Origin of the sequence: Ideonella aquatica, assembly GCF_018069755.1 — a bacterium.
Taxonomy (GTDB): domain Bacteria; phylum Pseudomonadota; class Gammaproteobacteria; order Burkholderiales; family Burkholderiaceae_C; genus Ideonella; species Ideonella aquatica.
The window spans coordinates 32994-59239 of record NZ_JAGQDE010000006.1 but is presented as its reverse complement, the minus strand read 5'-3'; the positions used below and the strand labels follow the sequence as shown (position 1 = coordinate 59239).

29 protein-coding genes and 1 tRNA gene are annotated in these 26246 nt (G+C 70.9%); 10 read left to right on the top strand and 20 right to left on the bottom strand.

Features of this window, described 5'->3' with window-relative positions:
- Positions 1-19 precede the first annotated feature (19 nt).
- The gene (locus KAK06_RS08810; RefSeq protein ID WP_210801578.1) at positions 20-727 is read left to right on the top strand and encodes a YggS family pyridoxal phosphate-dependent enzyme; all 708 of its coding nucleotides are present in this window, start codon (positions 20-22) and stop codon (positions 725-727) included.
- On the opposite strand, the gene KAK06_RS08805 is transcribed toward KAK06_RS08810, so the two are convergent.
- Entirely contained in the window at positions 721-897 is a 177-nt protein-coding gene (locus KAK06_RS08805) for a hypothetical protein (RefSeq protein WP_210801577.1), read from the bottom strand. The genes KAK06_RS08810 and KAK06_RS08805 overlap by 7 nt on opposite strands.
- Positions 898-1014: 117 nt before the next feature.
- Positions 1015-1509, bottom strand: coding sequence for an Lrp/AsnC ligand binding domain-containing protein (locus KAK06_RS08800; RefSeq protein WP_210801576.1), 495 nt, complete (start codon positions 1507-1509; stop codon positions 1015-1017).
- A gap of 104 nt (positions 1510-1613) precedes the next feature.
- Here KAK06_RS08800 and KAK06_RS08795 point away from each other — a divergent pair, with 104 nt between their 5' ends.
- From KAK06_RS08795 to KAK06_RS08785, 3 genes are read left to right on the top strand one after another with little or no spacing between them, the layout of a single operon-like run.
- Positions 1614-4652 carry an L-glutamate gamma-semialdehyde dehydrogenase gene (locus KAK06_RS08795; protein WP_210801575.1) on the top strand — a complete coding sequence of 1013 codons (3039 nt, stop codon included), beginning with the start codon at positions 1614-1616 and terminating at the stop codon, positions 4650-4652.
- 58 nt (positions 4653-4710) lie between these two features.
- Complete coding sequence (locus KAK06_RS08790) at positions 4711-5343, top strand: FABP family protein (protein WP_210801574.1); 633 nt, start codon at positions 4711-4713, stop codon at positions 5341-5343.
- A complete protein-coding gene (locus KAK06_RS08785; RefSeq protein WP_247652743.1) occupies positions 5343-6212 on the top strand; it encodes a DMT family transporter in 870 nt (289 codons plus the stop codon). The genes KAK06_RS08790 and KAK06_RS08785 overlap by 1 nt, the downstream gene beginning before the upstream one ends.
- A gap of 22 nt (positions 6213-6234) precedes the next feature.
- Here KAK06_RS08785 and KAK06_RS08780 read toward each other — a convergent pair.
- Positions 6235-6310: transfer RNA gene (locus tag KAK06_RS08780), tRNA-Arg, on the bottom strand.
- 140 nt (positions 6311-6450) lie between these two features.
- Between KAK06_RS08780 and KAK06_RS08775 the strand changes: the two genes are divergently transcribed.
- Positions 6451-6951: a c-type cytochrome gene (locus KAK06_RS08775; protein ID WP_210801573.1), complete on the top strand. Its 501-nt coding sequence runs from the start codon at positions 6451-6453 to the stop codon at positions 6949-6951.
- 46 nt (positions 6952-6997) lie between these two features.
- On the opposite strand, the gene KAK06_RS08770 is transcribed toward KAK06_RS08775, so the two are convergent.
- Genes KAK06_RS08770 through KAK06_RS08735 form a run of 8 tightly spaced genes read right to left on the bottom strand, consistent with a single transcriptional unit; the run spans position 6998 to position 13763 of the window.
- Positions 6998-7513, bottom strand: a complete 516-nt coding sequence (locus tag KAK06_RS08770) for a DUF2946 family protein (RefSeq protein WP_210801572.1) — start codon at positions 7511-7513, stop codon at positions 6998-7000.
- Positions 7514-7522: 9 nt separating this feature from the next.
- Positions 7523-8494, bottom strand: coding sequence for a YheT family hydrolase (locus KAK06_RS08765; RefSeq protein WP_210801571.1), 972 nt, complete (start codon positions 8492-8494; stop codon positions 7523-7525).
- Entirely contained in the window at positions 8494-8946 is a 453-nt protein-coding gene (locus KAK06_RS08760) for a YybH family protein (RefSeq protein ID WP_210801570.1), read from the bottom strand. Before KAK06_RS08760 ends, KAK06_RS08765 begins: the two co-directional genes overlap by 1 nt.
- Position 8947: 1 nt before the next feature.
- Positions 8948-9832: a formyltetrahydrofolate deformylase gene (gene purU / locus KAK06_RS08755; protein ID WP_210801569.1), complete on the bottom strand. Its 885-nt coding sequence runs from the start codon at positions 9830-9832 to the stop codon at positions 8948-8950.
- Between the two features lie 32 nt (positions 9833-9864).
- Positions 9865-10230: a phosphate-starvation-inducible protein PsiE gene (locus tag KAK06_RS08750; RefSeq protein ID WP_247652742.1), complete on the bottom strand. Its 366-nt coding sequence runs from the start codon at positions 10228-10230 to the stop codon at positions 9865-9867.
- 56 nt (positions 10231-10286) lie between these two features.
- A complete protein-coding gene (locus KAK06_RS08745) occupies positions 10287-11276 on the bottom strand; it encodes an NAD(P)H-binding protein (protein ID WP_210801568.1) in 990 nt (329 codons plus the stop codon).
- 49 nt (positions 11277-11325) lie between these two features.
- Entirely contained in the window at positions 11326-12108 is a 783-nt protein-coding gene (locus KAK06_RS08740) for an indolepyruvate oxidoreductase subunit beta (RefSeq protein ID WP_210801567.1), read from the bottom strand.
- Positions 12105-13763, bottom strand: coding sequence for a thiamine pyrophosphate-dependent enzyme (locus tag KAK06_RS08735; RefSeq protein ID WP_210801566.1), 1659 nt, complete (start codon positions 13761-13763; stop codon positions 12105-12107). The genes KAK06_RS08740 and KAK06_RS08735 overlap by 4 nt, the downstream gene beginning before the upstream one ends.
- Positions 13764-13980: 217 nt before the next feature.
- Here KAK06_RS08735 and KAK06_RS08730 point away from each other — a divergent pair, with 217 nt between their 5' ends.
- Positions 13981-14490 carry a hypothetical protein gene (locus KAK06_RS08730; RefSeq protein WP_210801565.1) on the top strand — a complete coding sequence of 170 codons (510 nt, stop codon included), beginning with the start codon at positions 13981-13983 and terminating at the stop codon, positions 14488-14490.
- A 28-nt stretch (positions 14491-14518) separates the two neighbouring features.
- On the opposite strand, the gene KAK06_RS08725 is transcribed toward KAK06_RS08730, so the two are convergent.
- Together KAK06_RS08725 and KAK06_RS08720 are read right to left on the bottom strand one after the other, a co-directional pair.
- Entirely contained in the window at positions 14519-14989 is a 471-nt protein-coding gene (locus KAK06_RS08725) for an aromatic-ring-hydroxylating dioxygenase subunit beta (protein WP_210801564.1), read from the bottom strand.
- Positions 14986-16239, bottom strand: a complete 1254-nt coding sequence (locus KAK06_RS08720) for an aromatic ring-hydroxylating dioxygenase subunit alpha (RefSeq protein ID WP_210801714.1) — start codon at positions 16237-16239, stop codon at positions 14986-14988. Before KAK06_RS08720 ends, KAK06_RS08725 begins: the two co-directional genes overlap by 4 nt.
- Positions 16240-16337: 98 nt before the next feature.
- Here KAK06_RS08720 and KAK06_RS08715 point away from each other — a divergent pair, with 98 nt between their 5' ends.
- The 3 genes from KAK06_RS08715 (at position 16338) to ybiB (ending at position 20439) form a co-directional block, all read left to right on the top strand.
- Positions 16338-17264 carry a LysR family transcriptional regulator gene (locus KAK06_RS08715; protein WP_247652741.1) on the top strand — a complete coding sequence of 309 codons (927 nt, stop codon included), beginning with the start codon at positions 16338-16340 and terminating at the stop codon, positions 17262-17264.
- A gap of 84 nt (positions 17265-17348) precedes the next feature.
- A complete protein-coding gene (locus KAK06_RS08710; RefSeq protein ID WP_210801562.1) occupies positions 17349-19454 on the top strand; it encodes a methyl-accepting chemotaxis protein in 2106 nt (701 codons plus the stop codon).
- A gap of 52 nt (positions 19455-19506) precedes the next feature.
- Entirely contained in the window at positions 19507-20439 is a 933-nt protein-coding gene (gene ybiB, locus KAK06_RS08705) for a DNA-binding protein YbiB (RefSeq protein ID WP_210801561.1), read from the top strand.
- On the opposite strand, the gene KAK06_RS08700 is transcribed toward ybiB, so the two are convergent.
- From KAK06_RS08700 to KAK06_RS08680, 5 genes are all read right to left on the bottom strand, one after another.
- Positions 20440-22239: a sensor histidine kinase gene (locus KAK06_RS08700; RefSeq protein ID WP_210801560.1), complete on the bottom strand. Its 1800-nt coding sequence runs from the start codon at positions 22237-22239 to the stop codon at positions 20440-20442. It lies immediately after the preceding gene.
- Complete coding sequence (locus tag KAK06_RS08695) at positions 22239-23069, bottom strand: PhnD/SsuA/transferrin family substrate-binding protein (RefSeq protein ID WP_210801559.1); 831 nt, start codon at positions 23067-23069, stop codon at positions 22239-22241. Before KAK06_RS08695 ends, KAK06_RS08700 begins: the two co-directional genes overlap by 1 nt.
- A gap of 127 nt (positions 23070-23196) precedes the next feature.
- Positions 23197-23403, bottom strand: a complete 207-nt coding sequence (locus KAK06_RS08690; RefSeq protein WP_210801558.1) for a zinc-finger domain-containing protein — start codon at positions 23401-23403, stop codon at positions 23197-23199.
- A gap of 20 nt (positions 23404-23423) precedes the next feature.
- Entirely contained in the window at positions 23424-24347 is a 924-nt protein-coding gene (locus KAK06_RS08685; RefSeq protein WP_210801557.1) for a branched-chain amino acid transaminase, read from the bottom strand.
- 40 nt (positions 24348-24387) lie between these two features.
- Positions 24388-24768, bottom strand: a complete 381-nt coding sequence (locus tag KAK06_RS08680) for a hypothetical protein (protein ID WP_210801556.1) — start codon at positions 24766-24768, stop codon at positions 24388-24390.
- A 107-nt stretch (positions 24769-24875) separates the two neighbouring features.
- Between KAK06_RS08680 and KAK06_RS08675 the strand changes: the two genes are divergently transcribed.
- Positions 24876-25268, top strand: coding sequence for a hypothetical protein (locus tag KAK06_RS08675; protein WP_210801555.1), 393 nt, complete (start codon positions 24876-24878; stop codon positions 25266-25268).
- Here the strand turns inward: KAK06_RS08675 and KAK06_RS08670 are convergent.
- Both KAK06_RS08670 and KAK06_RS08665 read right to left on the bottom strand, forming a co-directional pair.
- Positions 25241-25600, bottom strand: coding sequence for an antibiotic biosynthesis monooxygenase family protein (locus tag KAK06_RS08670; RefSeq protein ID WP_210801554.1), 360 nt, complete (start codon positions 25598-25600; stop codon positions 25241-25243). The genes KAK06_RS08675 and KAK06_RS08670 overlap by 28 nt on opposite strands.
- Complete coding sequence (locus KAK06_RS08665) at positions 25600-26232, bottom strand: LysE family transporter (RefSeq protein ID WP_210801553.1); 633 nt, start codon at positions 26230-26232, stop codon at positions 25600-25602. Before KAK06_RS08665 ends, KAK06_RS08670 begins: the two co-directional genes overlap by 1 nt.
- Positions 26233-26246: the final 14 nt, after the last annotated feature.

The following is a 26246-nucleotide window of genomic DNA, read 5'->3' as shown; positions in this document are numbered from 1 at the left end:
GCTTATGCTCTGTGGGGTGATGCCCAGTATCTCCGAGAACATACTACAGGTGCGCACCCGGATCGAGGCGGCGTGCGCGGCGGCCGGACGGCCGCCTGGCGCGGTGAGCCTGCTGGCGGTCAGCAAGACCTGCCCGGCCGAGGCGGTGCGTGCGGCCCTGGACGCCGGCCAGCACGCGTTTGGCGAGAACTACGTGCAGGAGGCGCTGGACAAGATCGCCGCGCTGGCCGACCGGCGCGCCGAGCTGCAGTGGCACCTGATCGGCCCGTTGCAGTCCAACAAGACGCGCCCGGTGGCCGAGGCGGTGGACTGGGTGCATTCGGTGGACCGCCTGAAGATTGCCCAGCGCCTGTCCGAACAACGCCCGGCCCACCTGCCGCCGCTGAATCTGTGCCTGCAGGTCAATGTGAGCGGCGAGGCCAGCAAGAGCGGCGTGGCGCCCGACGAGCTGCCCGCACTGGCCCGCGCCGTGGCCGCGCTGCCCCGGCTGCGTCTGCGCGGCCTGATGGCGATCCCTGAGCCCGAGGATGACCCGGTGCGCCAGCGTGCCCCGCACGCCCGGCTGCGGGACTTGTTCCATCGGCTGCAGGCCCAGGGGCTGGCCTTGGACACACTGTCGATGGGCATGAGCGCGGACCTGGAGGCGGCGGTGCTGGAGGGTGCCACGGTGGTGCGCATTGGCACCGCGATCTTCGGCGCACGCGCGCGGCCTGGCCCGGCTCAGTGAGGCGCGCCAGAGGGCTCCAGGCTGATGAAGGACAGCGGGAACTCATGCAGTTCCTGCAGGAACAGGCCCGCGCGCAGGTCTTGGCTGGAGCCCTGCCAGTCGCCCAGGCCGGGCAGCGTGGCCGAGGGGATGTCGGTGGGCGGGGTGTCGATGGCGGGCGGCGGGGTCATGGCGGCTCTCCTCGCGGTGGGTGCCGCCATCTTCAGCGCTGTGCCGCGGTCGACCCATCACCCGCTGGGGGGAGATTCGGGCGGGTCACCCCCCTAACTTGAAGTGCCGCGCAGGCGTCAGAAACTCAGTGCGGTGGTGTTTTTGACCTCTTCCATCACCGCATAGGTGCGGGTTTCGCGCACGCCGGGCAGCGACCAGATCACGTCGCCCACAAAACTGCGGTAGGCGGCCATGTCGGAGACCCGCGTCTTCAGCAGGTAGTCGAATCCGCCGGCCACCAGGTGGCACTCCAGGATTTCCTGGCGCACCTGCACCGCGGCGCGGAAACTGTCCATCACGTCGTGCACCGTGCGGTCGAGCAGCACCTCGACAAAGACCATCAGGCCGGCGCCCAGCTTGGCGGGGTTCAGCCGCGTCTCGTAGCCCAGGATGTAGTTGTCGCGGGTGAGCCGCTTGACCCGCTCCAGCACGGCGGTGGGCGACAGATGCACCTCCTCGGCCAGCTTGAGGTTGCTGATGCGGCCATCGGCCTGCAGCACCCGCAGGATGCGCAGATCGATCTTGTCGAGGCTGCGCTCAGCGGTGGGGGCGGGGTCGGGCGTCGGCTTCATGCGGGGAAAAACTCCGTGTCGACTACGAAACTCCGAATCTTTCGCAGGCATTGTCGCCATACGCTGCGCATCTTCGCAGTAGTTCTAACCCTGCCATCGCCGCCATGAACCACCCCGCCCCGCTGACCCTGCCCCACCCGCCGCATGCCCGGCTGCCGTTTCCGTACCGCCCCGAGGCCCAGGCCCTGGCCGGTTGCCGCGAGCGCCTGGGTCGCGGCTTCGACTGGTCGGCCGTGGTGCAGCGCGCCCGGCCCTGGGTGCAGGCGGTGCGCGAGCACCCGGCGCCGTTCTGGGCGATGGAGTCGCTGCTCAAGGAGTACCCGATCAGCAGCGCCGAGGGCCTGGCCCTGATGCGTCTGGCCGAGGCGCTGCTGCGCGTGCCCGATGTGGAAACCGCGATCGCGCTGACCGCCGACCAGCTCGGCCGCGCCGACTTTGACGCCCACGACGGCTCGCAGGGCCTGCTGGCGCGCCTGTCGGCCACGGCGATCGCGATGAGCAAGAGCTTCCTGCCCGACGCCGCCGGCAGCGAGCCCGGCCTGATGCAGCGCCTGGGCGCGCGCACCGTGGTGGCGGCCACGCTGCGCGCCATCCAGCTGCTGGGCCGGCAGTTCGTGCTGGGCCGCACCATCGACGAGGCGATGGGCGAGGCCGACAGCCAGCGCCGCGCCCAGCCGCGCCTGCGCTTTTCCTACGACATGCTGGGCGAGGGCGCCCGCACCGAGCACGACGCCGAGCGCTACCTGGCCGCCTACGCCGGGGCGATCCGCGCGATCGCCGCCTCGGCCAGCGGCCGCTCGGCGCTGCAGGACGGGCCCACCGGGGCCGATGGCATCTCGATCAAGCTCTCGGCGCTGTTCTCGCGCTACGAAGAGCTGCAGCGTGAGCGCGTGCAGGCCGAGCTGCTGCCGCGGGTGTGGCAGCTGGTGGCGTTGGCGGCCGAGGCCAACCTGAACCTCACGATCGACGCCGAAGAAGTCGACCGGCTGGAGCTGTCGCTGGATGTCTTCGAGGCGCTGGCCCGGCGCATCGCCGAGCAGTACCCGCGCTGGATCGGCTTCGGCCTGGCGGTGCAGGCCTACCAGACGCGCGCGCTGGGCGTGGTGGAGGAGGTGGCCCGCATCGCCCGCACGCTGAACCTGCGCTTCATGGTGCGCCTGGTCAAGGGCGCCTACTGGGATGGCGAGGTCAAGCGCGCCCAGGAGCTGGGCCTGGCCGGCTACCCGGTCTACACCCGCAAGGCCCACACCGATGTGTCCTACCTGGCCTGTGCCAAGGCCCTGCTCGAGGCGCGCGACGTGCTGTACCCGCAGTTCGCCACCCACAACGCCGGCACGATCGGCGCGATCGACCGCCTGGCCCATGGCCTGGGCGCGCTGCCCGACACCCACTACGAGATGCAGCGCCTGCACGGCATGGGGGATGGCGTCTACCGCGAGGTGCTGAAGGACGGCATTGGCGCGCTGCGCGTCTACGCCCCCGTGGGCGAGCACCGCGACCTGCTGGCCTACCTGGTGCGCCGGCTGCTGGAGAACGGCGCCAACTCGTCCTTCGTCCACCAACTGGCCGACCCGCGGGTGCTGCCCGAGGAGCTGCTGGCCTCGCCGCTGGCGCTGGCCCATGCGGGCGAGCAGGCCGAGGGCCTGACGCTGCCGCTGGACCTGTTTGGCACGGCGCGCCGCAATTCGGCCGGGGTCGACATCACCTGTCTCGCCCAGCGCGCGCCGCTGGAAGCCGCGATCGCGCTGGCCCAGGTGCCGGCGGTGCCGCTGGCCGATGCGGCCGCGGTGAGCGCCGCGATGGCCACGCTGCACGCGGGCTTCGACGGCTGGAACGACCGCCCGCTGGCCGATCGCGCCGCGGTGCTGGAGCGCGCCGCCGACGCGCTGGAGGCCCGCCTGCCCGAGTTCTGCGGCCTGCTGGTGGTGGAGGCGCGCAAGACCCTGGGCGACTGCGTGGCCGAGGTGCGCGAGGCGGTGGACTTCTGCCGCTACTACGCCCAGCAGGCGCGCACGCGCCTGGCCGAGCAGGAGCTGCCCGGCCCCACCGGCGAGCGCAACACGCTGCGCCTGCACGGCCGCGGCGTCTTCGTCTGCATCAGCCCCTGGAACTTCCCGCTGGCCATCTTTACCGGCCAGGTGGTCGCGGCGCTGGTGGCCGGCAACAGCGTGGCCGCCAAGCCGGCCGAGCAGACGCCGGGCGTGGCGCAGCGCATGGTGGACCTGCTGCACGAGGCCGGCGTGCCCGCCGATGCGCTGGTGCTGCTGCACGGCCCCGGCGAGACCGTGGGCGCCGCCCTGGTGGCCGACCCCCGCACCGCCGGCGTGTGCTTCACCGGCTCCACCGCGGTGGCGCGCCACATCAACCGCGCGCTGGCCGCCAAGGACGGCCCCATCGTGCCGCTGATCGCCGAGACCGGCGGTCTCAACGCGATGCTGGTGGACAGCACCGCGCTGCCCGAGCAGGTGGTGGATGCGGTGGTGCAGAGCGCCTTCCGCTCAGCCGGCCAGCGCTGCTCGGCGCTGCGCCTGCTGTGCGTGCACGAAAGCATTGCCGATGGCCTGCTGGAGATGCTGGCCGGCGCGATGCGCGAGCTGCGCGTGGGCGACCCGGCGCGGCTGGACACCGACGTCGGCCCGCTGATCGACGCCGAGGCCCACGCCGGCATCGCCGCCCAGGTGCAGCGGCTGCGCGGCGAGGCCCGGCTGATCGCCGAGACCCCGGCGCCGCAGGCCCTGCCCGACACGCAGACGCCGGTGGCCTTCGAGCTGCAGCACATCGGCCAGCTGAGCAGCGAGATCTTCGGCCCGGTGCTGCACGTGGTGCGCTGGGGCGGCGCGCCCGAGGACGTGGTGCGCCAGGTCAACGCGCTGGGCTACGGCCTGACCTTCGGCCTGCAGACCCGCATCGACAGCCGCGCCGAGCGCCTGGCGCACCAGGCGCGCATCGGCAACGTCTACGTCAACCGCAACACCATTGGCGCGGTGGTCGGCGTGCAGCCCTTTGGCGGCGAGGGCCTGTCGGGCACCGGCCCCAAGGCGGGCGGCCCGCACTACCTCTACCGCTTCTGCGCCGAGCAGACGCTGACGGTCAACACCGCGGCGGCGGGGGGCAACGCCGCGCTGCTGGCCGGCGGGCATTGAGCGGCTTCGACGCGCTGGTCTACAGTCGGCGCATCCCCTGATGAGCCGCCGACCTGCGATGAGTGACCTTCCTGCCGACATCTACACCGAGCCGAACCCGATCGACGTCCACACGCTGGCGAATCTGGGCCCACTGGCCCGCATGGCCGGCGTCTGGGAGGGCCGGCGCGGGCTGGATGTGAAACCCAAGGCCGAGGGCCCGAAAAAGCAGGCCTTCCACGACCGCATCGAGCTGCAGCCGATCGACCCTGTCACCAACGGCCCGCAGCTGATGTACGGCCTGCGCTACCACCAGTTCGTCACCAAGCCCGACAACATCAAGACCTACCACGACCAGGTGGGCTACTGGCTGTGGGAGCCGGCCACCGGCCAGATCCTGCACACGCTGACCATCCCGCGCGGCCAGACCGCGCTGGCCGGCGGCATGGCGGCGCCCGACGCCGACCAGTTCGAGCTGACCGCCACCCAGGGCCTGGACACCTTCGGCATCTGCTCGGCGCCCTTCCTGGATGCGGCCTTCAAGACGGTGAGTTTTCGCATCCAGGTGACCTTCAACGCCGACGGCAGCTGGACCTACGACGAGGACACGGTGCTGAAGATCCGCGGCCAGGTGGCGCTGTTCCACCACACCGACCGCAGCACGCTGACCAAGGTGGCCGAGCCCACGCCCAACCCGCTGGCGCGGGGCTGATGGCCAGCGCCGAGGCGTCGGTCGGGCGCGCCGCCGGCTGGATGGCCGGCTGGCTGACGCTGATGGTGGTGATCGCGGTGGCGGGCCGCGAGGCCTCGCGCGAGCTGTCGGTGTTCCAGATCATGCTGCTGCGCTCGGCCCTGGGCATGGTGATGCTGTGGCCGCTGGTGCGCGCCGCGGGCGGCCTGGCGGCGGTGCAGACCCGGCGCCTGCCGCAGCATGTGGGGCGCAACGCGGTGCATTACGCCGCGCAGTACGGCTGGTTCGTGGCGCTGACGCTGATCCCGCTGGCGCAGGTGGTGGCGATCGAGTTCACGATGCCGATCTGGTCGGCCGCGCTGGCCGTGCTGTTCCTGGGCGAGCGCATGAGCGCCCTGAAGTGGCTGGCCGTGGGGCTGGGCCTCGTGGGCGTGGCGGTGATCGTGCGGCCGCTGGGCGGCACGCTGGATGCCGGGCAGCTGATCGCGCTGGTGTCGGCGCTGGGTTTTGCGGTCTCGGTGGTGCTGGTGAAGTCGCTGACCCGCACCGACGAGGCGGTGGCGATCAGCTTCTGGATGCTGGTGGTGCAAAGCGCGATCGGCCTGCTGCCGGCGCTGTGGGTGTGGCGCTGGCCCTCGGCCGCGACCTGGGGCTGGGTGGTGGTGGTGGCCTTTTGCGGCACCTACTCGCACTACTGCTTTGCCCGGGCGATGCGCCATGCCGACGCCACGGTGGTGGTGCCGATGGATTTTCTGAGGGTGCCGCTGACCGCGCTGGTGGGCTGGCTGGTCTATGCGGAGCGGCTGGACCTGTTCACGGCCGCGGGCGTGGGCCTGATCCTGGCGGGCAACGCGCTGAACCTGGTGCGTCGACCATCCGGGCCGCGCTGAGCAGCAGTGATCCCTGGCTGGGTGGCGCGCCCGGCTGGGATCGAACCAGCAACCCCTGGCTTCGGAGGCCAGTACTCTATCCATTGAGCTACGGGCGCAGCGCAGGAAGCCGCGGATTCTAGCAGTGTCAAGCCCGAGTCAGGGATCACCCGGAGGCCCAGCCTATAATCCCGGGTTGATGTTCCCCGGCCTGCGGGGACCGGCCTGACAACCCCCTTTCATGCCCCCCGAGGATCCCATGCGCGACGTTCACACCCCGGCCCGTCAACGCGGCGAGGCCAGTTCCAAGAACCTGGTCACCCTGGCGGTGGTCGCCCTGCTGGCGGTGCTGGTGGGCATTTTCTTCCTGCCCAACAGCAAGAAGATGAGCGACACGGAGGCCGAGGCGCAGGCGATCGCCGAGCGTCTGCAGCCGGTGGGCACGGTCGAGGTCAAGGTCGCCAGCGGCGGCGGTGCGCCGCGCGCCGGCGAAGAAGTCTACAAGGCCGTCTGCGCTGCCTGCCACGCCGCTGGCGCGCTGGGCGCCCCCAAGTTTGGCGACGCTGCCGCCTGGGGCCCGCGCATCAAGACCGGCTACGAGGCGCTGCTGACTTCGGCGCTCAAGGGCAAGAACAGCATGCCCGCACAAGGCGGTGGCGACACCTCCGACCTCGAAATTGGCCGCGCTGTGGTCTACATGGCCAATGCCGGTGGCGCCAAGTTCGACGAGCCCAAGGCGCCGGCCGAAGCGGCCAAATAAACCGCGCTGCGCACCGCGCGATGAAGCCGCCTTCGGGCGGCTTTTTTCATGGCTGCGGGTGCAGCTGGTAGCCAAAGCGCGCCGGCATCTGCGCAAAGGGCAGCTCGGCCAGCGGCCAGTCGCCGCGCTCCAGCGCGTCGGAGGCGGCCAGCATGTCCTGCGGGTGGACGATGCCGAAGCCGGTGTCGGTCGCCAGGAACAGCCGGCCCGCCTCGTCCAGCCAGGCCTGGCGGGCCTGCGCGGCCAGGCCGGTGTGCGACTGCAGTGCACCGCGCCCATCCACCCGCCACACATAGGGCGCGGCCTCCAAGGTCACGTACACCCGCTGCGGGCCGTTCTGGAAGTACCAGGCGCCCTGCGCGTCGGCCTCGTAGTTGCGATGGATGAAGGCGCGCAGCTTGTCGTGGCGGATCGCGCTGCCCTTGACCTGCGGGAACGGACCGGCGCGCTGGATGCGCTCGTCGCGCATGTACCAGTCGCCGCGCGCGTCCAGCGCCAGCCAGTCGTGGCAGGCGGGCACGTGGGGCCACTTGGCCAGCGCGGCCTTGACGATCTCGTCCATGGGCGCAGCTTACGCGTGATCGGCCAGCCAGGCGCTCACCGCCTGCGGCATGGCCGTGACGTGGCCGGGGAATCGGCCGCTGGCAAAGCCCACATGGCCGCCGTGCGGCGGCTGCCACAGCGTCACGCAGCGGCCCACCTCGTGGGCGCGCGGCAGGCAGGCGGCGGGCACGAAGGGGTCGTTCAGCGCATTCACCACCAGCGCCGGGATGCGGATGGCCGCCAGGTGCGGCTTGGCCGAGGCGCGGGTCCAGTAGTCCAGCGCGCCCTTGAAGCCGTGCAGCGGGCCGGTGAAGACCTCGTCGAACTCGAACAGCGTGCGTGCGGCGCGCAGGCGGTCGCGGTCGAACAGGCCCGGGTGCTGCGCCCACTTGGCCAGCGCCTTGGGCAGCATGCTGTGCAGGAACATCGGCGTGTAGACGCGCCGGTTCAGGCCGCGGCCCAGCGCCAGGCCACCGGCCACCAGGTCGATCGGCGAGCACACCGCGGCCACCGCGGCGGCGGTGGCGGCCGCGCTGTCGCCGCTTTCCTGGGCCCAGCGCAGCAGCGCGTTGCCGCCCAGCGAGATGCCCACCACCCGCAGCGGGGCGGCGGCGCGCTGGCGCAGCCGCGCCAGGATCCAGCCGATCTCGGCAAAGTCGCCCGAGTGGTACGCACGCGGCGCGCGGTTGAGCTCGCCCGAGCAGCCGCGGAAGTGTGGCACCGCGTAGTGCCAGCCGCGCTGGCGCGCCACCTCGGCAAAGGCCAGCGCATAGGCGCTGGACGAGGAGCCCTCCAGACCATGGAACAGCACCAGCCAGGGGGCGTCGGCGGGCGCCTCGGTCTGCAGGAAGTCGATGTCGACGAAGTCGCCGTCCGGCGTGTCCCAGCGCTCGCGCGTATAGCGTGGCCGCGGCCCCAGATGGTGGCGCGACCACAGCGCCGGCCAGATCGTCTGCGCGTGGCCGCCGGGCAGCCAGCGCGGCCCGCGGTGGTTGTGCATCAGTGCAGCACCGACGGGGTCTCGACCAGCTCGGGTGGCTCGTGCGGCGTGCCGGGGCTGGCGTGGTGCATCACCAGCCGCCAGCCCTGGGCGGTCTTGGCGTAGACATTGGTGGCCATCACGTAGCCGGTGCGCACGCCTTCGTCGGTGCGCAGCTCGATCTGCTCCACCACGCTGTGCACCGCGCTGTCCATGGTGTGGATGCGCCGCACATTGCTGGGCTGCACATGGATCGGGCCGTTGCTGAACACCGCCTCGAAGGCCACCCGCACCGCCTCCCAGCCCACCATGCGCGGGCCGCCGGGGTGGATGCACACCACCTCGTCGTCCTCGGCCCACAGCGACATCAGCTTGTCCAGGTCGGCCTCACGCAGCGCCTCGTAAAAGCGTGCCTCGGCGTCGTCGGGCGATGCCAGCAGCATCGCGGCCTGGGCTTTGCCGACGCGCGGCATGTCAGCGGAACACCACCGTGCGGTGGCCGTTCATCAGCACCCGCCGCTCCACATGCCAGCGCACCGCGCGCGCCAGCACCACGCATTCCACATCGCGGCCCACCGCGGTCAGGTCCTCGGCTGACAGCGAGTGGTCCACCCGTGCCACGTCCTGCTCGATGATCGGGCCCTCGTCGAGGTCGGGCGTCACGTAGTGGGCGGTGGCGCCGATCAGCTTCACACCGCGGGTGTGCGCCTGGTAGTAAGGCTTGGCGCCCTTGAAGCTGGGCAGGAAGCTGTGGTGGATGTTGATCGCCCGCCCGCGCAGCGCCTGGCAGAACTCGGGCGACAGGATCTGCATGTAGCGCGCCAGCACCACCAGGTCGATGTCCTCGGCCAGGGCGATCGCCTCGACCTGGCGCTCCTGGGCGCGCTTGACCTCGGCGCTGGAGCCGCCGGCCAGCGGCAGGTGGTGGAAGGGCAGGCCGTAGCTGGCCGCCAGGTCGGTGAAGGTGGTGTGGTTGCTGACGACGGCGCGGATGTCCATTGGCAGCTGGCCGCTCTTCCAGCGGAACAGCAGGTCGTTCAGGCAGTGGCCGTGCTGGCTGACCATCAGCAGCACGCGCGGGCGCGCGTCCACCGCGTGGAAGCGGGCGTCCATCGTGAACTGGGCGCGCACATGGCCGAACAGCTTGTCCAGCGTGTCCACGCTGGCCAGGTGCTCGGGCGCCTCGAAGTGCACGCGCATGAAGAACAGGCCGGTGGCGCCCTCGTCCTGCACGTCGCCAAACTGCTGCGAATCGATGATGTTGCAGCCGGCCTGGTACAGCAGGCCCGAGACGCTGTGGACGATGCCCTTGGCGTCCGGGCAGGACAGGGTGAGGATGAATTCGTGGGGCCGGCTCATGGGGGCGTGATTGTAAGGACGCCCCGGCCGGCTCACTCGTGTGGACGGATGCGGCCGATGACCCAGCAGGCCACGGCGATCAGCAAAATGGCGCCGCTCTCGTAGAGCAGGATCGACGGGTCGGCCTCCTTGCCCTGCAGGATGATCAGCCGCGCCAGCGCGGTCATCGCGATGAACAGCGGAATCGTGATCGGGATGCGGTGGCTGGCGTAGAAGGCGCCGAGCATGCCCAGCACCTCGGCGTAGATGAACATCAGCAGCAGGTCCTTCAGCTCGACCCGGCGCAGCGCCAGCAGCTGCATCACCTCCTGTCCCATGGCCACCACGGTGCAGACGGCGATCAACATCAGAAAGGCCTTTTCGGTGCCTTCAAGGACGGACTTGACCGACAGGGACATGGGCGACTCCGGACTGGCCAGACGATGGCCCGCAATGTAGTCGCGACGCCAATGACCTAGAAGATGGCGTGGTCGCCGCGCTCGTCGCTGCGCTCGCCTGCGAGCCGTTGGCGGTAATGTTCCGCCAGCGTCTGTCGGCCGGTGGCGGGCGTGGCCTGTGCGTCGTAGCGGCCGCGCGTTGCATCCCACACCAGCATCGACTCGGTGGCGTAGTAGCGGCCGATGCGCGCCAGCTCGGCCTTGGCCGCCAGCGCCGGCCAAGCCCGGCCCAGCGTGCCCAGCAGGCCGACCACGCCGTCCAGCAGCGCCACCGGCACCTGGCGAAAGCGCGGCGGGCGGCCCAGCAGCGAGAACAGCAGTTCGCCCTGGGCGCGCGGCGTGATTGCCTCGCCGGGGCCGCCGATCGGCAGGATGCCGCGGTGGCCGGCGGGATCGTCCACGCAGTCGGCCAGGTAGGCCGCCAGGTCCTCGTTGCCGATCGGCTTGCAGGCGGTGAGGGTGCCGTCGCCGAACACCAGAAAGGGCTGGCCGCGGCGCACCCGCTCGATCTGGCCCGACAGCGACTTGAAGAAGGCGGTGGGGCGCACGATGGCGTGGTCCAGGCCCGAGTCGATCAGCTCGCGCTCCAGCGCCAGCTTGGCGTGCTGAAAGGCCAGCCGAGGCTTTTGCACGCAGATCGCCGACAGCAGCACCACCCGCGCCACGCCGGCCTGGCGTGCCAGGCGCAGCGCTTGCGCGGGCGCGCGGTGCTCGATCGCCCAGGCATCGTCCGGGGCGCCATGGCGCGAGGCCAGGCAGGACACCAGGGTGTCGAAGCGCTGGCCGGCGAAGCCGTCGCGCGCCAGCGAGTCGGCGTCCGTGACATCGCCTGCGCGCCAGTCCACGCCCGGCAGCTGACGCGCCAGATCGGCGGGCGTCAGGCGCCCCAGCACGCCGGCGCGTGGCCGCACCAGCGCGGTGACCTGGTGACCGCGGTCGCGCAGCGCCTGCGCGGTGGCCAGGCCGATGGTGCCGCTGGCACCGAGCAGAAAGACGCGCTGGCCCATCAGCGGACGGCGGGCGTGGGTGGGGACGGTGTCACCGCCCCATCGTAGTTCAGGCGGTCACCGCATGCACCGCGTCCAGCGGCAGCAGCTTGGGCGCCGCCCAGACCTGCATCGCCGTGGCCTCGCCATGCGGGCCCAACAGGCGCTGGGCCCAGGCGGCCAGCAGCGCCGGCTCCGCCGGGTGCGGCGCAAAGGCCAGCCGGCTGCTGACCCGCGCCAACCGCGCCGAGGGCACGCCCGCCGCGCGCATCGCCTGCACGAAGCCGGTGGCCGCCACACCCTTGCGGAAAGCGCGCAGATTGGCCTGCACGATGCGCTCGCCCTTGGGCTCGAACAAGGCCTGCAGCTGCGTCTCCAGCGCGTCCAGCGGCAGCGGCAGCAGCGGTGCGGTGGCGCCCAGCACCACGGTGTTCTGCGCCTTCACGGTGCCGGCGGCGTGGGCCAGGCGGGTGGCGTCCAGGGCCACCAGCCGGGGCAGTGAGTACAGCACTTCCAGCAGGGTTTCCAGGTCCGGATAGTGGTCGATGTTGACCAGCGGCGTCACGTCGCTGACCACCGTGCCTTCGGTGTGCAGCAGCGGCGTGTAGCGCAGGGCCTCGAGCGGCTCCACCGCGGCCACCACCGCGGCCGAGCCGGCGGCGATCAGGTCGCTGGCCACCGGCCGGTCGGACAGGCGCACGCAGGCCGACACCGCGCCGCCGCGCTGCGCCATGCCATGCACTTCAGACTGTTTGACATGCAGGCCGGCCGCATGCGCCGCCTGGTCGATCACCCAGGCCATCGACAGCACGCCCTGGCCGCCCACGCCGCCCAGCACCAGGTCGAGCTTCATGCGGCCACCACCGGGGTCTCGCCGCGGGCGTGCTTGAGCGCCTTGATCTCCTTGGCGTAGGTCACGCAGGCACGCCGCGCGATGATCACCGACAGGCCCTCGTAGGCCAGCTCCTGGCGGATCACGGCCACCGTGTGGTCCTTCTGGTGGCGCGTGGGCTCGACCACGCGGATGTGCGCGCGCGGCACGCCCAGGCCGGCCACCAGGTCCACCACCTGCTCGTCGGTGGCAGCGGTGGGCTGGCCGCCGGTCATCGCGACGATCGAGTTGTCGAGGATGAAGACCTTGATGTTGACCTGCGCCTGCACCGCATCCAGCAGGGGCGCCATGCCCGAGTGGGTGAAGGTGCCGTCGCCGATCACGCACAGCGCCGGGCTCATGCCGGCGTGCGCGGCACCAATGGCCATGCCGATCGACGAGCCCATGCACAGGCACGAGTGGATGGCGCGCAGCGGCTCGAGCGTGCCCAGCGAGTAGCAGCCGATATCGCCCATCACCCGCACATCGTTGCCCAACTCGGCGATGACCTCCTTGATCGCCAGGTAGGCATCGGTGTGAGGACACTTGTCGCACAGCCGCGGCGGGCGCGGCGCCAGCACCTCGGCCAGGCCGGGGACCTGCAGCACCGGCGCCACCGGCAGCCCAAAGGCGCGGCGCACCGCGTCCTGGTTCAGCTCACCCGTGCGCGGCAGCGCGCCACTGAGCTTGCCGGTGATGCGGCGCTCGCGCATCAGGCCCAGTGCGCTGACCTGGCGTTCGATGAAGGGGTAGCCCTCCTCGACCACCATGACCTCGCTGGAGGCGTCGAGCAGCGCACGGATGCGCGCCACCGGCAGCGGATAGGCGCCGATGCGCAGCAGGTTGTAGCCGGCCAGATCGTCGCCCAGCGCCTCGACCAGGTAGTTCCAGGCAATGCCGCTGACCAGGATGCCAGGGCGGCCCTCGCCAGCGATCTGCAGCGGGTTGGCTGCCTGCCCGGCGCTCCAGTTCTGCAGCGCCGCCTGCTTGTCCACCAACGCGGCATAGGCCTTGCGGGCGTTGGCGGGGATCAGCGTGAAGCGCTCGGGATCGGGCACCCAGCCAGGCGGGTTGGGCGCGCGGCGCGCGGCCGGCTGCACCGCCGAGCGGCTGTGGGCCAGGCGGGTGACCAGGCGCAGCAGCACCGGCAGCTGCAGCCGCTCCGACAGCTCGAAGGCCTCGCGGGTGAAGTCATAGCACTGCTGCTGGTCGGCCGGCTCCAGGCAGGGGACCATGGCGAAGTCGGCGAAGTAGCGCGAGTCCTGCTCGTTCTGAGAGCTGTGCATGCCGGGGTCGTCGGCCACCACCACCACCAGACCGCCATGGGTGCCCGACACCGCCACGTTCATGAACGGGTCGGCCGCCACATTCAGGCCCACGTGCTTCATCGCCACCAGCGCGCGCTGGCCGGCGTAGGACACGCCCACGCCTTCTTCCAGCGCCACTTTCTCGTTGGTCGACCACAGGCCTTGCACCGGCAGGCCCAGTGCGCGCGCCTGGGTCTGGAGGGTCTGGAAGATCTCGGTCGAGGGCGTGCCCGGGTAGGCGTAGGCGGCACTCAGGCCGGCATCGATCGCGCCGCGGGCAACGGCTTCGTCACCCAGCAGGATCTGGCGGGCGGGGGCGGTGGGTTCCATCGGGCGTTCCGGTCAGGCGCAGCGCGCCAGTATTCGAAGTTTGCCCACGGCGCATATTGACCAGCGACAAGCCTGAACGATCCGCCTGCCACGGCAAAGCCCGCCGACCGCGCCCCCCCCCAACCGTCAGGATGTGCAGTGCCGGCGCCGCCGCGCAAGATTTGCCTCGTCCGCCCTCCACCAGCGGATCGCTTCATCCCAACTTCAGAGGTACACCATGTCCAATCATCGCTTCGTCAAGTCCGCCATCCTCCTGTGCGCCCTGAGCGCCGCTGGCCTGGCCGTTGCCGCCGGCAACGGTGCCCCCAAGGGTGTCAAGGCCCGCGATGTCGGCACCCAGGCCGTGGTGGGCAGCCCGGTCAAGCTGCTGAAGACCGTGACCGGCGTCGGCAACGGCCTGGGCGCTGCGCTGACGCTGGGCTTCAACACCGTCGACGAGCGCAGCGTGTCGTGCACCGTGGCCGCGGGCTGCGCGATCGGCTTCGAATCCATGGCCCAGCTCAAGCCGCAGGGCTCTGACTGGGCGATCTGCCTGCTGATCGACGGCAATTCGGTCAGCTGCCAGTACCAGGGCGTCCAGGGCTCGACCACCGGCTATGTGGTGGGCAATGCCCGCGGCATGGGCACAGTCACCCAGGGCACGCACACCGTGACCACGCAGATCTACACCGAGTCGTCGACCGCCACCTACACCTACTACCAGACCGATTACCGCATCTACAAGTGATCGTCGGCGTGGCCCGCCCGGGCCGCGCTCAGATCGGGTAGATCAGCGAGTTGGGGATCATCTCGCTGTCGTACACGCACACCCGCTCGGCGAAACGCCAGCCGGCGGGGGTGCGCACCACGCGGTCGAGGTAGCGGCCGACGTTGAAGACCGTGCTGAGCTGGGACAGCTTGGTGCGGAACACCGCGTAGTTCGCCTCGCAGCGCAGCCCCGCGTCGTCCTGCGACAGCAGGCGCGGCAGGCCCACCACATGGCGCTGGTAGTACGGGTCGTGAAACAGGGTTTCGCGGATCGCATAGACGCGGTCCTGCAGCATCGCCCGGCTGTCGAAGGCCAGCGTGGCCAGTGGCAGCCCGCGCTCGACATTCTCGCGCGGCACGATCCGGTAGACGCAGTCCTCGGTGAACAGCGACACCCAGGCATCCCAGTCGCCGCGGTCCACCGCGGCAGCGTAGTCGGCGTGCAGTGCTGCGATCTCGAAGAGCGTGTCGGCGTTCATGCGTCGGCCTCCATCACCTCGCGCCAGTAGCGGTACATGCCGCGGATCAGGGTCTCGGTCACCATGTGGCCGGTGTCGCCCACCTCGCGCCCGCCCAGCTCGGCCAGCGTGTGGCCGCCGGGGGTGCTGTCAAAGGCCTGCTGCGAGAACTCGATCACCTCGCCATCATCGGCCGAGACAAAGCCGGCCGGACCGAACAGATTGGCCTGGCGAAGCCGGCGCTCCGTCATGGCCTCGTCGTCGTCGGCAAAGCCGAAGTGCGTCCACTCAAAGAAGAAGGCGCCGTGGCCGTCAGGCACGATCTGGCGGGTTGACACGCTGTTGACCTGCTGCTGCAGGATGACGCTGGGGAAGATGGTGGTCATCACCGCTGTGGGACCCTGCCACCACGGCTCCGGCACGATGTCCAGAAAGCGCGGGTCGTTGAGCTGCATGCGCGACTTGAAGCTCGACACGGCGGTCACCTGCCCCGCCTCGCCGGCCTGGCCGCGGGTGGAGATCATCGCGGCATGGCGGTGGCGGGCGTCCATCTTCAGTGCCGATTCGTTGTCGGCGCGCCAGAGGCCGAAGGTGACGAACCAGGTGTGCAGCAGGCCCGGGTGGTAGGGGTCCTTGATGTTCTCCTGCATCAGCTTCCAGTTGCCCGGGATGTGCTGGCGGTTGTAGCCCAGCAGCTTCAGCGGCCGGCCGTTGAACAGGCGGTCGTAGTAGCCCAGGATGGTCGGGCCCAGGTAGTCCTCGAAGGACTCCACGTTGTGGTCGAAGGACGCAAACACCGCGCCACCCCGGCGCGCCACCTTCAGCCGCGTCAGGCCGTGGTCGGCGGGGTTGAAGTCGGCCGGCATGCCGCCGTGGACCTGGTCGCCCCGGCGCACGCCGCGCTGGAAGGGCACGCCCTTGAGGCTGCCGTCCAGGCCGTAGCCCCATTGGTGGTAGGGGCAGACAAAGTTCTTGGCGCGGCCGTGGCGCTCGCGGCAGAAACGCATGCCGCGGTGGGCGCAGACGTTCTCGACCACATGGATCTCGCCGTCGGCACTGCGGGTCAGGATGACCGAGCGCTCGCCGATGCTGGTGCGCTTGAAGTCGCCCGGCTCGGGCACCTCCACCTCCAGGCCCACATAGCACCAGTGGCCTTGGTAGAAGAAACGCTGCAGCTCGCGCTGGTGCAGTTGCTCGTCGGTGTAGACGCCGAAGGGGATGCGGTGGGTGCCGTCGGATTCCCAGGCGGGCAGGGCGGTGGGGGTGGTCATGCGGGCCTTGCGTTGGGTCAAGGTCCGCATGATGGGCGTGCGCTGCGCATCAGCCAATAGAATTTCAGGAATAGTCTGTATTCACAGGATGAATGCCCATGCGCCCCGCCGCCAGCGACCTGAACCTGTGGGTGGTGTTCGACCAGTTGATGCGCACGCGTCAGGTCTCGCGCGCGGCGCTGGCGCTGGGCTTGTCGCAGCCGGCCTTCAGCAATGCGCTGGCCCGGCTGCGCCGCCAGCTGGGTGATCCGCTGTTCGTGCGCACCCCCGCCGGCATGCAGCCCACGCCGCGCGCCGAGGCCATGGCGCCGACGGTGCGCGACGCCCTGGCCCGCCTGCAGGAGGCGGGCCGCGTCCAGGCGGCCTTCGAGCCCACGCACAGCACCCGCGAGTTCCGCCTGGGCCTGAGCGACATTGGCGAGATCTACTTCCTGCCGCCGCTGATGCACCACCTGGCGGCCCAGGCGCCAGGGGTCAGCGTGTCGACGCTGCGCCAGCCCAGCGCCCAGATGGCCGAGGCGCTGGCCGGCGGCCAGCTCGACCTGGCCGTGGGCCTGCTGCCGCAGTTGCAGCGCGGCTTCTACAAGCGCCAGCTGTTCACCCAGCGCTATGTGTGCCTGATGCGCGCCGGTCACCCGCTGGCCGGCGCGCCGCCGAGTGCCGAGGTCTTCGGGGCCGCTGAGCACCTGCGCGTGCTGGCCGAGGGCACCGGCCACGGCCAGGTCGACGAGGCGCTGGCCCGCCACGGACTGCGCCGCCGCGTGCGCCTGAGCGTGCCGCACTTCGTGGCCGTGGGCCACCTGCTGGCCGGCACCGACCTGCTGGCCACCGTGCCCGAGCGCCTGGCCCAGGCGCTGCAGGGCCCGTTCGGTCTGGTGCAGCAGCCGGTGCCGGCGCCGCTGCCCGCGGCGGCGATCAGCCTGTACTGGCATGCCCGGCAGCACCAGGATCCGGCCAACCGCTGGCTGCGCGACACGCTGGCGGCACAGTTCAGCGCCACGCCAGAGCCGAAAAGCAGGGTGTAGACCGGCCTGCTCCGGGCACAGGGTCCAGGCGAAGCTGCCGATACTGGTCAGACCCCCCGACTTGTCCGGAAGCAGACCATCGCCATGAGAAACAACGGACCCGTGACCCAGCAGGAGTACGCCTTTCCCAAGGGCGCCACCCTGGTGTCAGTGACCGACATTCAGGGACGAATCACCTACTGCAACGGCCCCTTCATCGAGGTCAGCGGCTACAGCCGCGACGAACTGATGGGGCAGCCACACAACCTGGTGCGGCACCCCGACATGCCCGCCGAGGCCTTCCGCGACCTCTGGGCCACCGTGTGCCAGGGCCGCCCCTGGACGGCCCTGGTCAAGAACCGCCGCAAGAACGGCGACCACTACTGGGTGCGGGCCAACGTCACGCCGATGCTCAATGGCAGCGAGGTCGTCGGCTACCTCTCGGTGCGCAGCGAGCCCACCCGCGACGAGGTGCAGGCCGCCGAGGCGCTCTACCAGCAGATGCGTGACGAGGCCGCGCAAGGCCGCCTGGTCACCACCCTGCAGCACGGCCAACTGCGCCGCCTGACGGCCACGGGCCGGGCTGGCGAGTGGCTGGCGCGTGCACGCGACGCTCTGGGCGGCGCCAGCGGCAGCCTGCCGGTGCTGGCCGCTCTGGGCGGCGTCGGTCTGGCCCTGGTGCTGCCGGTGGGCTGGGCGTTGGCCGCGGCGCTGCTGCCGGGTGTGCTGGCCGCCTGGGCCACGGCCCACCACACCCGCCGGGTCCTGGCCGGCGTCACCGACGATGCCCAGCATCTGGCTGCCTGCGACCTCTCGCACATGCCGGCCACCGGTGCCCGCGGCACCCAGGGCCGACTGCAGCTGGCGCTGCGCCAGTTGGCGGTGAACCTGCGCACCGTGGTCTTCGACAGCCGGCGCGAGATGGACCATGTGCGCAGCTCGATCGGCGAGATCTCGGCCGGCAACCAGGACCTGTCGGCCCGCACCGAGTCGCAGGCCGCCAACCTGCAGGAAACCGCCGCATCGATGGAAGAAATCAACGGCGCGATCAAGCTCAGCGCCGAGGCCGCCCGCCGCGGCGCCGACCTGGCGGTGGACACCGCCCAGACCACCCGCGCCTGCGCCGAGGCCGTCGACCAGGTGGTGGGCGACATGGACGAGATCCGCCGCGCCGCCGACGGCATGGGCGACATCGTCCAGACCATCGAGGGCGTGGCCTTTCAGACCAATCTGCTGGCGCTCAATGCCGCGGTCGAGGCCGCACGGGCCGGCGAGTCCGGCCGGGGCTTCGCCGTCGTCGCGGCCGAGGTGCGCGTGCTGGCGCAACGCACCGCCGATGCGGTGCAGCAGATCCGCGGTCTGATTGCCGGCACCCAGGAGCGCGTCTCGGTGGGCGTCAACCATGCCCGCGAGACCCGCGAGCTGATGGCCCGCGCGCGCGATGCTGTGGGCGAAGTGGCGCAGGTGCTGGAGCAGGTCAGCACCGCTGCGGCCGAGCAGCAGCAGGGCGTCAGCCAGATCAACGAGGCCGTCTCGCAGATGGACGGCCTGACCCAGCAGAACGCGGCCATGGTGGAGCAGCTGGCCGCATCGGCCAACACCGTCTCGGCGCAGGCCGGCGCGGTGGTCGACACGATGCGTCTGTTCCGCCTGTCGGCCGACGAGCGCGGCGCGGCCCAGCTCGACGCGGTGCAACTGCGCCGCGAGGCCCGTGCCGCCGACACCCAGGGCTTCTCGCTGGAGAAGGCCGTGCGTGCCCATGTGGACTGGCGCACCAAGCTGCGCAACGCGGCCATGCAGGGCGAGCAGCTCGACGTGCAGACCGTCTCGCGCGATGACGCCTGTCCGCTGGGCGGCTGGCTGCACGGCGAGGGCCAGCACCGCTGCGGTCAGTTGCCCTCGTTCACCGCGCTGGTGACCGAGCATGCCGGCTTCCACCGCCAGGTGGGCGCTGTGGCGCGCCTGGTCAACAGTGGCCAGCGTGACCAGGCGCTGGCGGCCATGGACGGCGGCACGCCCTTTGCCGAGGCCACCCAGTCCACGGTGCGCCTGATCCGCCAGCTGATGCATGAGTGCGAGCAACGCGGCGCCACCCAGATGCCTGGCGCCACGCCGGCCCGGGCCGCGGCGCCCATGGCCGCACCTGCCCCCGTCGCCCGGCCAAGCCCGGTGGCGGCCAGCACCGCCGAGGCCGACTGGGAAACCTTCTGACCGCCTGAGCGGCGTCATCCGCTGTGGCGGCTCCTGGCCCGACAATCGGGCCATGGACACCGCCCCTCCCACGATCGCCCCCTACCTGCGCGAGATCGGCCGCGGCAAGGAGGGCGCCCGCTCGCTGAGCCGCGCCCAGGCCACCGACCTGATGGCCCGCCTGCTCGATGGCCGCGTCAGCGACCTTGAGAAGGGCGGCTTCGCGCTGGCCATGCGCATCAAGGGCGAGACGCCCGAGGAGCTGGCCGGCTTCATGGACGCGGTCGAGCCGCGCACGCTGGCGCTGAGCGCGCCTGCCGCCGCGGTGGTGCTGCCCAGCTACAACGGCGCGCGCAAGCTGCCCAACCTGACGCCACTGCTGGCCGCGCTGCTGGCCCGTGAAGGGGTGCCGGTGCTGGTGCACGGCTTTGCCGAGGACCCCACCCGCGTCACCAGTGCCCAGGTGTTTGACGCGCTGGGCTGGCCCACGGCCGGTGATGCCGACGGCGCAGCCCGCGCCTGGGCGGCCGGTCAGCCGGTGTTCATGCCGCTGGAGGCGCTGCACCCGTCATTGGCCGCTCTGCTGAAGCTGCGCGCGGTGCTGGGCCTGCGCAACCCCGGCCACACGCTGGCCAAGCTGCTGCCGGCCGTGCCCGGCGCGGTGCGCGTGGTCAACCACACCCACCCCGAGTACGCGCTGAGCCTGTCGGAGTTCCTGGGCCAGACCGGCGCCACCGCGCTGCTGCTGCGCGGCACCGAGGGCGAGCCGGTGGCCGACGCACGGCGCCTGCCGGCGCTCAAGGCCTTTGTGCGTGGCCGGCTGGACGATGCGCTGTCGGTCGAGGCCCAGGGCGGCACGCTGGCCAGCCTCCCCGAGCTGCCGCCCGAGATCGACCCCGCTGGCACCGCGCACACCATCCGCCGCATGCTGGCCGGCGAGCTGCCGCTGCCCGCACCGATCGAGCGCCAGTGCCGGGTGTTGCTGGCGCTGCGTCAGCGCATCTGATCAGCCACGCAGGCCGGGCAGCCACAGTGTGGCGGTGGTGCCCACGCCCGGCGTGCTGTGCAGCTGGACGCTGCCGCCCTGGATCTCGATCAGCTCCTTGACGATGCTCATGCCCAGGCCGGTGCCTGGGATCGCGCCCGAGCTGTCGGCGCGGTAGAAGCGCTCGAACACCCGCGCCACCTGCTCGTCGGTCATGCCCATGCCCTGGTCGATCACCTGCAGGCCGACGCGGCCGTCGGGCGCGTCGATCACCGACAGCCAGACCTCGCCGCCGCCGGGCGAGTACTTGTAGGCGTTGGACAGCAGGTTGCGCAGCGCCTGCGCCAGCTTGGCCGGGTCGGCGCGCACCCGGCGCGGCGTGTCCGGCAGCGTCAGCTGCGGCGCCGCGCGGCCCTCGGGCAGGCCGAAGCCCTCGGCCACCTCGCGCGCCAGCGCCAGCGTGTCGACCTCGGTGAACTCAAAGTCCTGGCCGCGGCGGTCGTCGATGCGGGCCAGGTCCAGCAGCTCGTCGATGATCTGCGTCATAGCGCCGGCCTGGCGGTGGATGATGGCCAGCACCTCAGCGCGGCGCGCCTCGTTCATCGGCCGCAGGCGCAGCAGCTCGGCAAAGCCGTAAATGCTGGCCATGGGCGTGCGCAGCTCGTGCGCGGCATGCGACAGGAACTCGCTCTTCATGCGGTCCACCGTGCGCTCGTGCGTGACATCGCGGAAGAACAACAGCCGCGCCACCTCGCCGTCGCCGGATTCGCGCAGTCCCACCTCCAGCTCGCGGCCGGTGGCGGCCAGCGTGATCAGCTGGCGCAGCGGGCGGTCACCGGCCTGCTGCTGCGCCGCTTGCATGGCCACCACGCCCGGAAAGGTCTGGCCCGGCCGGCAGGCGGCCGACAGCATCGCCGAAAAGCGCGTCTCGTCCATGCCCACCACCTCGGCATCGGTCAAGCCGCTCAGGCCCGGAAAGGCGGGGCTGACCATGCGCACCGTGCCAGCGGTGTCGAAGGCGACAAAGCCGTCGGGGCTGAGCGCCAGGATGGCGTCGAGCTGCAGGTTGCGCTCGTGCAGCGAGGCGGCCATGCGCACCGTCTGTTCATTGGCGCGGGTGAGCTGCTCCACGCGCTCGGCGATCGCGCCGGACATGGCGTTGAAGGCGGCGCCCAGGCGGCCCACGTCGTCAGGGCCTTCGGGCACCGGCTCGATCGCGAAATCACCCTGTGCCACCCGCAGGCTGGCGCGGGTGAGCCGCGAGAGCTGGCGCGTGATCAGCAGGCCCAGCAGGCTCAGCAGGCCGGCCGACAGCAGCATCTCGCCCGCCGCGATCGCCACGCCCTGGCTGAGCAGTTCGCCGCGCGCCTGCACGATGTGCGACAGGTCCAGCCCGAAGCGCAGCATGCCCAGGTGCTGGCCGGCCAGGTTGATCGGGCGGGCGACGTCGTAGCGCGGCGGGGCCTCGGCCAGGTCCAGGCGCTGGTCCGGTTCGGGCAGCGGGCTGCCCTCGGGCCAGCCGCTGATCGCCACCTGGCGCCCGCCAGCATCCAGCACGGCCGCATAGCTGATGCCGCGGATGGCCTGGCTCTCGTCGATGACCGCCTTGACCGTGGCGTAATCGAACTGCGCCAGCGGCGCCACCAGCGCGGCCACCAGCACCGGCGAGATCTGTTCGGCCTGGCGCTCGGCCTGGTCGCCCATGGACTCGCGCAGCAGCCGCAGGCTGTTGCCCACCAGCATGGCCAGCATCACCAATTCCACCGCCAGCGCGGTCACCACCAGACGGCCGCGCAAGGTGCGCCAGGGCGCGAAGTGCATCAGCGCGCCTTCAGCTCGTTGCGCACCTCGTTGGCGTAGGGCTCCATGGCCACCAGCTCACGCGGCTCCAGGGCGCGGTAACCCCCCAGCTTGTAGCGCGCGAAGTAGGCCTTGGCCTCGGGCGTCTGCGCAAAGCGCCACAGCGCGTCACTGATCGCTGCCTCCTGGCCGGCATGGCGGGCGTTCAGCAGGTAGGTGCGGCCGGTCATCGGCAGACTTTCGGCCAGGATGCGGGTCTGCTCGCGCACCGCGGCCGGCAGGTTCTGGTAATTGGCCAGCGACATGTAGGCCGCGGCACACTCGCCCTTGATCACCAGCTGGCCGGTGCTGTCCGAGGCGCTGACATAGCGCATCGTCAGGTGGGGAATCGCGTTGCGGAAGGCCCAGTGCTCGCCCCACAGCGTGACCAGCGACGAGCGCGACAGGCCCACCACGGCGCTGCCGGCCAGGTCCTTGGCCTCGCGGTAGTGGCTGTCGGCGGCCACCACGGCCACCGCCTTGAAGTCGGCCTTGTAGGTCAGCAGCGGCAGGTAGCGGGCATCGGTCTGCAGCAGCCGCGCCTGGTGGCCGGTGGTGATCGCGATGTCGTACTGCTGCGCCATCGCCCGGCGTGCGTACTCGGTGAAGTCAGGGGCGGTGACGATCTCCACCGGCCGCTGCAGCGCCTGCTCCAGGTGCAGGCGCAGCGGCTGGTACATCTCCAGGATCACGCGTGCGCTGGAGTGCGGCGCCACGCCGATGCGCAGCGGCGTGGCGGCCAGGCTCGGGCCCAGCGCGCCCAGGGCCAGCAGACCGGCGGACAGACGGACGAGGTGACGGCGGCTGGGCATGGCAAAGCTCCCGGACAGGCGTGAAGCCCGCGCGCAGGCGAGCGTGCGGCCATCCTAGGCGTCGGCCTGTGCGGCCAGCCGTGAAAAAGGGCACCCGAAGGTGCCCTTTTCCGATGATGCGGCGCGCTCAGTGCCCGTGCGCGATCTTCTCGCCGGCCTTGAGCCGGTAGACCGTGCCGCAGTAGGGGCAGCGGCCCTCGCCGTCGTGGCTCAGGTCCACATAGACCTTGGGGTGGGTGCTCCACTGGGTCATCTTGGGGTTGGGGCAGAAGACCACGCCGGGGCCTTGCAGGTCCTTGGCGCTGACTTCGACGACGCTGTGCTGTTCGCTCATGGTGGGTGTTCCTTGCTGGTTCAGACCAGGGTCAGCCAATCGGCGTACTTCTCGTTGCGGCCGTTGACGATGTCGAAGAAGGCGGCCTGGATTTTCTCGGTGATCGGGCCGCGGCTGCCACTGCCGATCTCGATGCGGTCCAGCTCGCGGATCGGCGTGACTTCGGCGGCGGTGCCGGTGAAGAAGGCCTCGTCGGCGATGTAGACCTCGTCGCGGGTGATGCGCTTTTCCACCAGCTTCAGGCCCAGGTCCTGGCAGATGTGGAAGATGGTGTTGCGGGTGATGCCGTTGAGCGCACCGGCCGACAGGTCGGGCGTGTAGACCACGCCGTTCTTGATGACGAACAGGTTTTCGCCGGCGCCTTCGCTGACGAAGCCCGAGGCATCCAGCAGCATGGCCTCGTCGTAGCCGTCATCGGTGGCTTCCATGTTGGCCAGGATGCTGTTGGTGTAGTTGGACACCGTCTTGGCCTGCGTCATTGTGATGTTGACGTGGTGGCGGGTGTAGCTGCTGATCTTCACGCGGATGCCGCGCTTGAGGCCCTCCTCGCCCAGGTAGGCGCCCCAGGCCCAGGCGGCCACCATGGCGTGGATCTGGTTGCCCTTGGGGCTGACGCCCAGCTTCTCGGAGCCGATCCAGACCAGCGGGCGCAGGTAGCAGCTCTCCAGGGCGTTCTCGCGCACCACGGCCTTCTGGGCTTCTTCCAGCTGTTCCACGCTGAAGGGCACCTTCATGCGCAGGATCTTGGCGGAGTTGAGCAGACGCTCGGTGTGCTCGCGCAGGCGGAAGATGGCGGTGCCCTTGGGCGTCTTGTAGGCGCGCACGCCCTCGAAGGCGCCGCAGCCGTAGTGCAGCGTGTGGGTCAGCACATGGATCTTCGCGTCGCGCCAATCCACCAGTTGGCCGTCCATCCAGATCTTGCCGTCGCGGTCTTCCATGCCCATGGCTTACTGTCCTTGTTCGAAATCGGTCGAATCCGCGATTTTACGGTTCTGCGCGCCGCAACTGCCACTCGGCCAGCTGGCCATGGCGCAGCAGCACCTCCACGCGGTCGCCCGCGGCGTCGGTCCAGGCGAAACGCTCGTCGGGCGGCGGCGACAGCGGCTCGCCCAGGCTGCCGGTGATCGGCAGGATCTGCATCAGCGTCATGCCGGTCTGCAGCTGGCTGTGCAGCATCACCGCATTGGCCACGCTGCCCTTGGGGGCGCCGCCGGCCTGGCGCAGCACGCGCAGGCTGCGGCTGAACTGCAGCAGCAGCCAGAACACCACCACCGTGGCGCCCAGCAGCAGCCCCTGCCAGCCCCATTGCCAGCCGCCCAGCGCCACGGCCGCCACGGCCAGCGCCCAACCCACGCGCGGATTCATCCGGTCTCCTTCGTCATGCTGTGGTGGAGATTGTCCGGGATGCAGCTGGATACACGATGTGGCTAACGCTCACTTCACGAGTTCGCCGGGCGGCCGATGAAGCGCGCATGTCACAACCCATGGAGCCCGTCATGCTGGTGATGAACCGGATCGAGGACTGGCTGGACCACGTCGACCCCTGGGGCCAACGCGAGGCCAGCGACCTGCTGCAGGCCGTGTTGCAGGGCGCACCGGCAGGCGTCTACGACTGCGCCTGCAGCCTGGATGGCCAGCGCTGGCTGGTCATGGCCGCCCACGCCGAGGCGCTGCTGTGCCTGGACGCCAGCGAACTGCCTGCGCTGGCGGCGTGCCTGAGCGAGCGCTATGCGCTGCCGGCCAGCCGGATCCACCAGGCCTGGTGGGCGCAGGACGCGCTGCACGACGACCGCCACGCGGCCAATGAATCGCGCCCCGCGCCGCTGTGGGACGCGCCCTATCCGGCGTTGCGCTCGAAGGCGTAGGCCCGCTCGACCTTGGCCACGCGCAGCTCGAACTGCGCGTACCACTGTTCGCGGCCCTGGCGGCGGGCATCCGAGTGTTCGGCATGCAGGCGCCACTGCGCAATGTCCTCGGGCGAGCGCCAGTAGGACACGGTGATGCCGAAGCCCTCGGCATTGCGCGTGCTTTCCATGCCCAGAAAGCCGGGCTGCTGCCGCGCCAGCTCGGTCATGCGGTCCGCCGTGGCCGCGTAGCCAGCATCGCGGCCCTCGCGCTGGTTGGTGAAGATCACCGCCCAGTAGGGCGGCTTCAGCCCGGTGGCGAACGGGCTCTCGGACGCAGACGGGATCGACATCACACCCCCCGTTTGAACAAGGCCAGGAAAGCCCCCGCGGCCACGAACAGGCCGCCGAAGCTGCGGTTCATCCAGCGGATCTGCGCCGGCGTGCGCAGCAGACGCAGCACGCGCGAGGCCAGCGCCGCGTAGCCGGTCATCACCGTGAACTCGACCACGCCGAAGGTGGCGGCGATGGTCAGGTACTGCGCCAGCATCGGCCGCGCGGTGTCCAGGAACTGCGGCATCACCGCCAGCAGGAAGACCGTGCCCTTGGGGTTCAGCGCGTTGACGCCCCAGCCGCGCAGCACCAGCTGGGCGCGGGTGGCGCTGGGCACCGCGTCGCCACCCGGCGCCGACACCGGTGCCGCCGGCGAGCGCCACTGCTGCACGCCCAGCCACACCAGGTAGGCCACGCCCACCCACTTCAGCACCGCAAAGGCCAGCGCCGAGGTGGCCAGCAGCGCCCCCAGGCCCACGCCCACCACCAGCAACTGCGTCCACACCCCCAGCGCCAGGCCGAAGGCGATGGACTGGCCGCGCCGGAAGCCGTGGTTCAGCCCCGCGCCCATGGCCGCAATCGCGCCCGGGCCGGGCGACAGGCTGATCGCGACGGTGGCCAGGAAGAAGGGGAGCCAGGTGCTGAATTCCATGGGGCGCTCGCAGC

Coding starts and splice junctions, on each gene's coding strand:
- KAK06_RS08710 (WP_210801562.1), top strand. CDS start 17,349: ATGAGAAACAACGGACCCGTGACCCAGCAGGAGTACGCCTTTCCCAAG.
- KAK06_RS08685 (WP_210801557.1), bottom strand. CDS start 24,347: ATGGGCATGGAAGACCGCGACGGCAAGATCTGGATGGACGGCCAACTG.
- KAK06_RS08775 (WP_210801573.1), top strand. CDS start 6,451: ATGCGCGACGTTCACACCCCGGCCCGTCAACGCGGCGAGGCCAGTTCC.
- KAK06_RS08750 (WP_247652742.1), bottom strand. CDS start 10,230: ATGTCCCTGTCGGTCAAGTCCGTCCTTGAAGGCACCGAAAAGGCCTTT.
- KAK06_RS08770 (WP_210801572.1), bottom strand. CDS start 7,513: ATGGACGAGATCGTCAAGGCCGCGCTGGCCAAGTGGCCCCACGTGCCC.
- KAK06_RS08680 (WP_210801556.1), bottom strand. CDS start 24,768: ATGAATCCGCGCGTGGGTTGGGCGCTGGCCGTGGCGGCCGTGGCGCTG.
- KAK06_RS08670 (WP_210801554.1), bottom strand. CDS start 25,600: ATGTCGATCCCGTCTGCGTCCGAGAGCCCGTTCGCCACCGGGCTGAAG.
- KAK06_RS08730 (WP_210801565.1), top strand. CDS start 13,981: ATGTCCAATCATCGCTTCGTCAAGTCCGCCATCCTCCTGTGCGCCCTG.
- KAK06_RS08735 (WP_210801566.1), bottom strand. CDS start 13,763: ATGGAACCCACCGCCCCCGCCCGCCAGATCCTGCTGGGTGACGAAGCC.
- KAK06_RS08700 (WP_210801560.1), bottom strand. CDS start 22,239: ATGCACTTCGCGCCCTGGCGCACCTTGCGCGGCCGTCTGGTGGTGACC.
- KAK06_RS08795 (WP_210801575.1), top strand. CDS start 1,614: ATGAACCACCCCGCCCCGCTGACCCTGCCCCACCCGCCGCATGCCCGG.
- KAK06_RS08675 (WP_210801555.1), top strand. CDS start 24,876: ATGTCACAACCCATGGAGCCCGTCATGCTGGTGATGAACCGGATCGAG.
- KAK06_RS08725 (WP_210801564.1), bottom strand. CDS start 14,989: ATGAACGCCGACACGCTCTTCGAGATCGCAGCACTGCACGCCGACTAC.
- KAK06_RS08785 (WP_247652743.1), top strand. CDS start 5,343: ATGGCCAGCGCCGAGGCGTCGGTCGGGCGCGCCGCCGGCTGGATGGCC.
- KAK06_RS08720 (WP_210801714.1), bottom strand. CDS start 16,239: ATGACCACCCCCACCGCCCTGCCCGCCTGGGAATCCGACGGCACCCAC.
- KAK06_RS08740 (WP_210801567.1), bottom strand. CDS start 12,108: ATGAAGCTCGACCTGGTGCTGGGCGGCGTGGGCGGCCAGGGCGTGCTG.
- KAK06_RS08690 (WP_210801558.1), bottom strand. CDS start 23,403: ATGAGCGAACAGCACAGCGTCGTCGAAGTCAGCGCCAAGGACCTGCAA.
- ybiB (WP_210801561.1), top strand. CDS start 19,507: ATGGACACCGCCCCTCCCACGATCGCCCCCTACCTGCGCGAGATCGGC.
- KAK06_RS08760 (WP_210801570.1), bottom strand. CDS start 8,946: ATGCCGCGCGTCGGCAAAGCCCAGGCCGCGATGCTGCTGGCATCGCCC.
- KAK06_RS08665 (WP_210801553.1), bottom strand. CDS start 26,232: ATGGAATTCAGCACCTGGCTCCCCTTCTTCCTGGCCACCGTCGCGATC.
- KAK06_RS08745 (WP_210801568.1), bottom strand. CDS start 11,276: ATGGGCCAGCGCGTCTTTCTGCTCGGTGCCAGCGGCACCATCGGCCTG.
- purU (WP_210801569.1), bottom strand. CDS start 9,832: ATGAGCCGGCCCCACGAATTCATCCTCACCCTGTCCTGCCCGGACGCC.
- KAK06_RS08765 (WP_210801571.1), bottom strand. CDS start 8,494: ATGCACAACCACCGCGGGCCGCGCTGGCTGCCCGGCGGCCACGCGCAG.
- KAK06_RS08805 (WP_210801577.1), bottom strand. CDS start 897: ATGACCCCGCCGCCCGCCATCGACACCCCGCCCACCGACATCCCCTCG.
- KAK06_RS08790 (WP_210801574.1), top strand. CDS start 4,711: ATGAGTGACCTTCCTGCCGACATCTACACCGAGCCGAACCCGATCGAC.
- KAK06_RS08810 (WP_210801578.1), top strand. CDS start 20: ATGCCCAGTATCTCCGAGAACATACTACAGGTGCGCACCCGGATCGAG.
- KAK06_RS08715 (WP_247652741.1), top strand. CDS start 16,338: ATGCGCCCCGCCGCCAGCGACCTGAACCTGTGGGTGGTGTTCGACCAG.
- KAK06_RS08800 (WP_210801576.1), bottom strand. CDS start 1,509: ATGAAGCCGACGCCCGACCCCGCCCCCACCGCTGAGCGCAGCCTCGAC.
- KAK06_RS08695 (WP_210801559.1), bottom strand. CDS start 23,069: ATGCCCAGCCGCCGTCACCTCGTCCGTCTGTCCGCCGGTCTGCTGGCC.